The sequence below is a fragment of the Mesorhizobium sp. genome, assembly GCF_005063415.1.
Taxonomy (GTDB): Bacteria; Pseudomonadota; Alphaproteobacteria; order Rhizobiales; family Rhizobiaceae; genus Mesorhizobium.
Genome location: NZ_SUEG01000217.1, coordinates 1 through 6,229 on the forward strand (window position 1 = coordinate 1; position 6,229 = coordinate 6,229).

The 6,229-nt window shown below is 62.2% G+C and carries 9 protein-coding genes; 2 read left to right on the forward strand and 7 right to left on the reverse strand.

Annotated elements, in window-relative coordinates; translation table 11 throughout:
- Positions 1-76: 76 nt before the first annotated feature.
- The 5 genes from ruvA to E5W70_RS30080 form a co-directional block, all read right to left on the reverse strand.
- Positions 77-697, reverse strand: a complete 621-nt coding sequence (gene ruvA / locus E5W70_RS30060) for a Holliday junction branch migration protein RuvA (RefSeq protein ID WP_254816462.1) — start codon at positions 695-697, stop codon at positions 77-79.
- On the reverse strand, positions 694-1,140 hold the full coding sequence (locus tag E5W70_RS30065) for a type II toxin-antitoxin system VapC family toxin (RefSeq protein WP_292664914.1): 447 nt from the start codon (positions 1,138-1,140) through the stop codon (positions 694-696). Before E5W70_RS30065 ends, ruvA begins: the two co-directional genes overlap by 4 nt.
- Positions 1,118-1,387 (reverse strand): AbrB/MazE/SpoVT family DNA-binding domain-containing protein, encoded by a 270-nt coding sequence (locus tag E5W70_RS30070; protein ID WP_292664915.1) that lies wholly within the window; start codon positions 1,385-1,387, stop codon positions 1,118-1,120. The genes E5W70_RS30065 and E5W70_RS30070 overlap by 23 nt, the downstream gene beginning before the upstream one ends.
- Before the next feature lie 55 nt (positions 1,388-1,442).
- Positions 1,443-1,955, reverse strand: coding sequence for a crossover junction endodeoxyribonuclease RuvC (gene ruvC / locus E5W70_RS30075; protein ID WP_292664916.1), 513 nt, complete (start codon positions 1,953-1,955; stop codon positions 1,443-1,445).
- 86 nt (positions 1,956-2,041) lie between these two features.
- Positions 2,042-2,569 (reverse strand): DUF1465 family protein, encoded by a 528-nt coding sequence (locus E5W70_RS30080; RefSeq protein WP_292664917.1) that lies wholly within the window; start codon positions 2,567-2,569, stop codon positions 2,042-2,044.
- 579 nt (positions 2,570-3,148) lie between these two features.
- On the opposite strand from E5W70_RS30080, the gene E5W70_RS30085 reads away from it, so the two are divergent.
- A complete protein-coding gene (locus E5W70_RS30085; protein WP_292664918.1) occupies positions 3,149-3,700 on the forward strand; it encodes a DUF2269 family protein in 552 nt (183 codons plus the stop codon).
- A 40-nt stretch (positions 3,701-3,740) separates the two neighbouring features.
- On the opposite strand, the gene E5W70_RS30090 is transcribed toward E5W70_RS30085, so the two are convergent.
- Together E5W70_RS30090 and E5W70_RS30095 are read right to left on the reverse strand one after the other, a co-directional pair.
- Positions 3,741-4,511: a sulfite exporter TauE/SafE family protein gene (locus tag E5W70_RS30090; RefSeq protein ID WP_292664919.1), complete on the reverse strand. Its 771-nt coding sequence runs from the start codon at positions 4,509-4,511 to the stop codon at positions 3,741-3,743.
- Between the two features lie 95 nt (positions 4,512-4,606).
- Positions 4,607-5,056 (reverse strand): Lrp/AsnC family transcriptional regulator, encoded by a 450-nt coding sequence (locus E5W70_RS30095; protein WP_023678010.1) that lies wholly within the window; start codon positions 5,054-5,056, stop codon positions 4,607-4,609.
- A 132-nt stretch (positions 5,057-5,188) separates the two neighbouring features.
- Here E5W70_RS30095 and E5W70_RS30100 point away from each other — a divergent pair, with 132 nt between their 5' ends.
- Positions 5,189-6,073: a DMT family transporter gene (locus E5W70_RS30100; RefSeq protein WP_292664920.1), complete on the forward strand. Its 885-nt coding sequence runs from the start codon at positions 5,189-5,191 to the stop codon at positions 6,071-6,073.
- Positions 6,074-6,229 lie beyond the last annotated feature (156 nt).

The following is a 6,229-nucleotide window of genomic DNA, read 5'->3' on the forward strand; positions in this document are numbered from 1 at the left end:
GTCGGGAGCAATGAGGCGTGGCGAAAGGCTCATGCCGCTTTCCTTGCACAGGGCAAGGTGCGGGACAAGCAACGTCTCATCGTGCCAGCTCCTTCAGCCCGAAGCGGATCAGCTTCGATGCGTCCGCTTCCTCGCCTGCCGTCTTCAGCGCCGCCGCCACCGCATTGGCGGCGGTGTCGCGCGAATAGCCGAGATTGACCAGCGCCGAGACGGCGTCGGTAATCGGCGCCGAAGCAACGCCTTCGCCGAGCTCCTGTTTCAGGCCGATGGTGCCGGAGGCAGTGCCCGCATAGGCCGGCGCCTTGTTCTTCAACTCGGTGACGATGCGCTCGGCCACCTTCTTGCCGACGCCAGGCGCGCGGCTGACCATGGCGATATCGCGCAACGCAATCGCGTTGGCGAGATCGGCCGGCGCCAGCGTCGACAGGATGGCCAGCGCCACCTTGGCGCCGACGCCCTGCACATTGTTCATCAACAGCCGGAACCACTCGCGTTCCAGCACCGACTGGAACCCATAGAGCCGCAGCATGTCCTCGCGCACATAGGTCTCGATGAACAGCACCACCGCCTCGCCCGGCTGCGGCAATGCCGCAAGCGTGCGCGCCGAACAATAGGCGACATAGCCGACGCCATGCACGTCGACGATGCAGAAATCCTCGTCGATCTCGTCCAGCGTGCCTTTTAGCTTGCCGATCATTTGAACTTTCCTGTCAAGCCTGGCCCTTCATGGGTTTCCGGCGAGATGATATCGAGGTCCGGGAAATAGCTGCGATAGCGCGCGGCATCGCGCGTCAGTAGCCGATGTCCCGCAATGACGGCGTGGGCGCCGATGAAGAAATCCGGTAAGGTTCGTTCGCGAATGCCGCCGGCGCGGCGATAGCGGGAATGTGTGACACCGGCGAGGAAGGCCGCTTCCCAGGGCAGGAATTCACGCTCTATCTTGAGCATGTCGGCTGCTTGGCGAAGAGCCTGCTCCGTCGCAATCAGCGGCGCGAGTTCGGACCAGACGATTGCGTTGATGACAAGTGCACCGTCGCGCCCGCATGCGGTGATCGCCGACGCTGACCACTTCCTCTCCCGTCCGGCAGGACCCCACACGTCGATCAGGACATTTGTGTCAATCAATGTCGAGATCTTCACGCGGCCCCCTCAGCCATTCCATATATTCGTCCGTCGTCATGCCCCCCAGATCCAGCGTACCGGCCATACGATCGAGCGTCTGGCTGAATCTGCGCGAGGCTTCCTCCTCCGACATGTTTTCGTCGACCGCAATGACAAGAGCGCCGTCCTCGGTGGGAACGAATTCCACCTCTGAGCCTGGGCCGATACCCAGGTGATCCCGTATCTCCTTCGGGATGGTCACCTGACCCTTGGTCGTAACGCGCATGGTAATACCTCGCCGGTATTACTTATTGCCGACCGGAGAACAAGTCAAGAACAACTTATCCGGCCGGTGCCGCCATCCTGTAGGCGATGCTCTGCCGGTGATGTGCGTGACAGATAGCGATGGCCAGCGCGTCGGCGGCGTCATCGCTGTCGAAAGTCGCCTTCGGCATCAGCACCTTGACCATCATGTGGATCTGCTTCTTGTCGCCATGGCCGACGCCGATCACCGCCTTTTTGACGGCGTTTGGCGCATATTCGGCAACGACAAGCCCGGCACGCGCCGGCACCAGCATGGCGATGCCGCGTGCCTGGCCGAGTTTCAGCGTCGCAGCGGCGTCCTTGTTGACGAAAGTCTGCTCGACCGCCGCCTCGTGCGGCATCGCGGCATGCAGGATCTCGGCTAGCCCGTCATGCAATTGGCAAAGACGCACCGCCAGCGCCGCCTTGTCGTCGGACCGCACCGTGCCGGAAGCAACGAAGCGCAGCGAATTGCCGAGGCTTTCGACGATGCCCCAACCGGTGCGCCTAAGCCCCGGATCGATGCCGATGATGCGAATCGCTTCCCCCATCCGCCAAGTTTACCTCCGACGGACAGCGATGCCAGCGAAATGTGAACAAACCAGAAACAGGCTCTGGCAGTGCCCCGAGCAACCTGTCAGCCGCGGGCGAAAGCCGTGTTGAGCAGCGTGATCTGGTCTGAGACCGGATTGAGGCGACGGCTCGACGGCGGCACCTCGGCCAGGCCGCCATAGATCTCCTCGTCCATGCGGCGCACCAGCGCCTGAAGGCGCAGCGAGCGGTTGACGAGGTCGACGAAATCCGTCGGCAGCTCGGCCCAGCCGGGCGCCTCCTCGTGCGCGGAGGCGGTGTCGAGACGCACCTTGGATTTTTCGGAAGCCACCTGATCGCGGGTCATCTCGCCGGAATTCGCCGCCCGCTGCAAAAGCAGCCACGAGGCGACCTGCATCAGCCTGGTAGTCAGCCGCATCGATTCGGCCGCATAAAGCGTCGCCGTCAGCCTCGACAGCTTCTTGGCCTCGGCGCGGCCCTTGCCGTCGAGATATTCGGCCGCCTGCTCGACCAGGCCCATGCCTTCCTGATAGAGCGGCTTGAAGGATTGGGAGAAAACCCGGCGCTCCGCCAGCTTGATGGTTTTCGCGCTCGCCTTCGAAGGCTCGTTCATCGCTACGCCCCTGCACTTGCCTGACAGCCGGCCGATTCGGCTCTTGGCCGCCATATCCGGCAGCCTAAACGACTGAAGCTTGAAAATGCGCTTCGCTGCCAGCGAAGGCAAGCACATGTTTAACAAACGGTTAACGGCCGCATTTAGCCGGAAGGACGCCCATGCCGGCGCACAAAAAAAGAGCCGCGGATAAGGCGGCTCTCAGGAGTTTAACAGGGAGGCGTCAAACAAAGTGGCTCCAACCACTCGGTAAGAATCCAGATCACTGGATGGACATAGTAAACGCCTGTAAAGCTTAACAAAGCCTTAACGCGGGGCATATTTTTCGATCAAGCGCCCAGCATCTGTGCCGTAACAGCACAGCTGATTGGCCACGGCGCCGTTCACACCACCGGCTGGAAAGTGGGGGCGACGCTCGCCATGGGTTTCCTCCAGATCGTGACCGGCTTACCGAAACAAAACGGCACTGCGCGCGACATCGTTCCGAAACAGGCGCCGCGCTAAACGCCCGTTCCTCGCAACGAGGCGGAGCAAAACCTTGCGCTCCGGCAATCATCAAAATCTCTCAAGGAGCGAACAATGGACTGGTACTCGGCCGTTAAATTTCTGCACATCGTCTCGGCGATCCTCTGGGTCGGCGGCGGCTTCACGCTGATGCTGCTTGCGGTACGCGCCGACCGCGCTGGAAACGTCGAAGGCATGCTGCAGGCGATGCGCGCCACCGGCGAGCTCGGCAACCGGTTCTTCGCGCCGATGTCGATGCTGACATTGCTTTTCGGCCTCATCATGTGCGGCTTCTGGGTCGGCTTTTCCGATCTGTGGGTGCTGATCGGCCTTGCCGGTTATGCGACGACCTTCTGCATCGGCATGTTCATCTTCAAGCCGACTGCCGACCGCATGGCAGGCATGATCGCCAAGGAGGGCGTGACGCCGGCAGTGCTTGCCCAGGGCCAGCGCGTCCTCAATGCCGCGCGCTTCGACTATTCGGTGATGCTGGTGATCATCGCGGACATGGTGCTGAAGCCGACGCTGCACGACATCACCATTCTTGGCTGCATGGCGTTCGTGCTGGCAACCGGCGCCGCGCTCGCGCTTGGCAGGACGCGGCCGCTGCTGCCGAGTGCCGCCTGAGGTTTAAGGAATCCGGCGGCGGCCGACAGGGGCCGCCGTCTTACAGAAGGCCGACTATGCCGTCCCACAGAAGCTTGACCGCGACGATCGCCACCGTCGCATAGGTAAAGGGATAGAACAGCTCCGGCCGCATCCGCCGCACCAGCCAGGCGCCGGCGATTGTCGACAGCGGCGCCAGTGGCATCAGCACCGCCGACGCGGTCAAATTGGTGGTGTCGAACTGGCCGAGCGCGAAATAAGGGATGAGCTTCAGCGCATTGGTAACGGCGAAAAAGATCGCCGCGGTGCCCGACAGCACCTTCGGATCGAGCCTGATCGGCAGCGCATAGACCTGAAAAGGCGGGCCGCCGACATGGGCGACGAAGCTGGTGAACCCGGCAACAGTACCCCAGAAGCCGGCGGCGACGCGGTTGGGCTCCGCCGCGTGGCCGGCACCGTGGCGGAGTTGCAAATAGAGCCAGCGCAGCACGAAGATCAGGGCAACCGCGCCGACGATCAGCCGCACCATCTCTTCGGTGACCAAGGCCGCCGTCAGCCAGCCAAGGGCGATGCCGATCACGGCGCCCGGCATCATGTCGGCCAGCATCTTGCGGTCGAAGATGCCCCACCATGTCCACACCGAGACAATGTCCATCAGGCACAGAATTGGCAGAAGAATTGCGGCAGCCTGAACCGGCGGCATGGTCAGCGCCATCAATGGCACGCCGACAAAGCCGACGGCGCCGCCGAAGCCGCCTTTCGACAGGCCGACGAGGATGACGGCCGGAATGGCCACGGCATAGAACCAGGGATCGACGAGCAGGCCTGACATGGGGAAGGGACGCTGGAGGGAAAGTTGAACTCTGGAATAGACCAGAAATGGCCAGACCGCGACCGCAAATATGTGGGCCACGCCACCGAAACCCGTCACATGTTTGGCATGTCGAGCGGCGGCGGGCGTCTCCGGATCGGCTGCGCCTTGATGATGGCGGTGCTGGTTTCGGCCTTGTCGGCGATGCGGTCGAGAATCCCGTCGAGCTCGCCGATCGAGCGGACGAACAGCCGGGCAACGAAGCAGTCATCGCCCGTCACCTTGTCGCATTCGCCGAATTCCGGGATTTCCTCGATCAGCTTCTGGACGATGTGCAGCTTGCCCGGCAATGGCCGGATGCGAACGATCGCCTGCAAGGCGTAGCCGAGCGCCTGCGGATCGATGTCGATGGTGAACGCGCGGATGACGCCGCGATCCTCAAGCCGTCGAAGCCGCTCCGAAACGCTTGGTGACGACAAGCCGACCTGCAGCGCCAGTTCCTTCAGCGAAGTCCGTGAATCCTTGACCAGGATATCGAGGAGCTTTCTGTCGAGCTCGTCCAGCATTTTACAATTCCAAGAAAAAGCCGATGTTTACCTAATTAAATTAGGTTCATTCTGCATATCACCAGCTACAAGTCATGGAAAGGCCCGATCCGCCATGAGATTATAAAATCTCAACGGTTTTCAGGAGCATCCATGGACAACACGGTACGCGGCACGATCGAGATGACGGCGGCGATGGCGATCCTCGGCACGATCGGCTGGTTCGTCGTCCTTTCCGGCCAGCCCATCATGGACGTGGTGTTCTGGCGCTGTGCTTTCGGGGCGGTAACGCTGCTGATCATCTGCGCGGCGCTGGGACTGCTGCGCGGCAGACTGTCGCTTCGCATTGTCGCAATCGCGGCTCTCGGCGGTGCTGCCATCGTCATCAACTGGCTGTTGCTGTTCAGCGCGTTTTCTCGCGCGTCGATCTCGATCGCCACGGCTGTCTACAACACGCAGCCCTTCATGCTGGTCGGTTTTGGCGCGCTCTTCTTCTCCGAACGGCTGACGGTGACGAAGCTGACCTGGCTCGGCATCGCCTTCGCCGGCATGCTGCTGATCGTGCAGGCCGCGCCCGATGCAGGCGATCATGGTACGGACTACTTTGCCGGCATCGCGATGGCGCTGGCCGCGGCTTTCTTCTGGGCCGTTGCGGCTATCGTCACCAAGAAACTCAAAGGCACGCCGCCGCACCTGATCGCCCTGATCCAGGTCTGCGTAGGCGTTCTCATGCTGGCACCCTTCGCCAATCTCACCCACCTTCCCGCCGATGCGCGGAGCTGGCTCATGCTGGCGACACTCGGCATCGTCCATACCGGCCTGATGTACATCCTCATGTACGGCGCCATCCAGAAGCTGCCGACGCATCTGCAGGGATCGCTGTCCTTCATCTACCCCGTCGTCGCCATCCTCGTCGATGTCGTCGCTTTCGGCCATCGTCTGCAGCCGGCGCAGATCGTCGGCGCCGCCGCCATCCTGGTCGCCGCCGCCGGCATGAATCTCGGCTGGTCGCTGTGGAAATCGAAGGTGCCTGCGTAGGGCCGCAAGCGGCCTGGCGACGAGAATTTCGGCCAACGGCAGCCATGCGCCGAGCCCCGATAGAATGTTGACGGCAATCGTGATCCCCCTGCCGCCTGTTCAATCCCCGCACTTTGCTCTATGCCGCAATGCAACCATCTTCGCCCGGCATAGGCG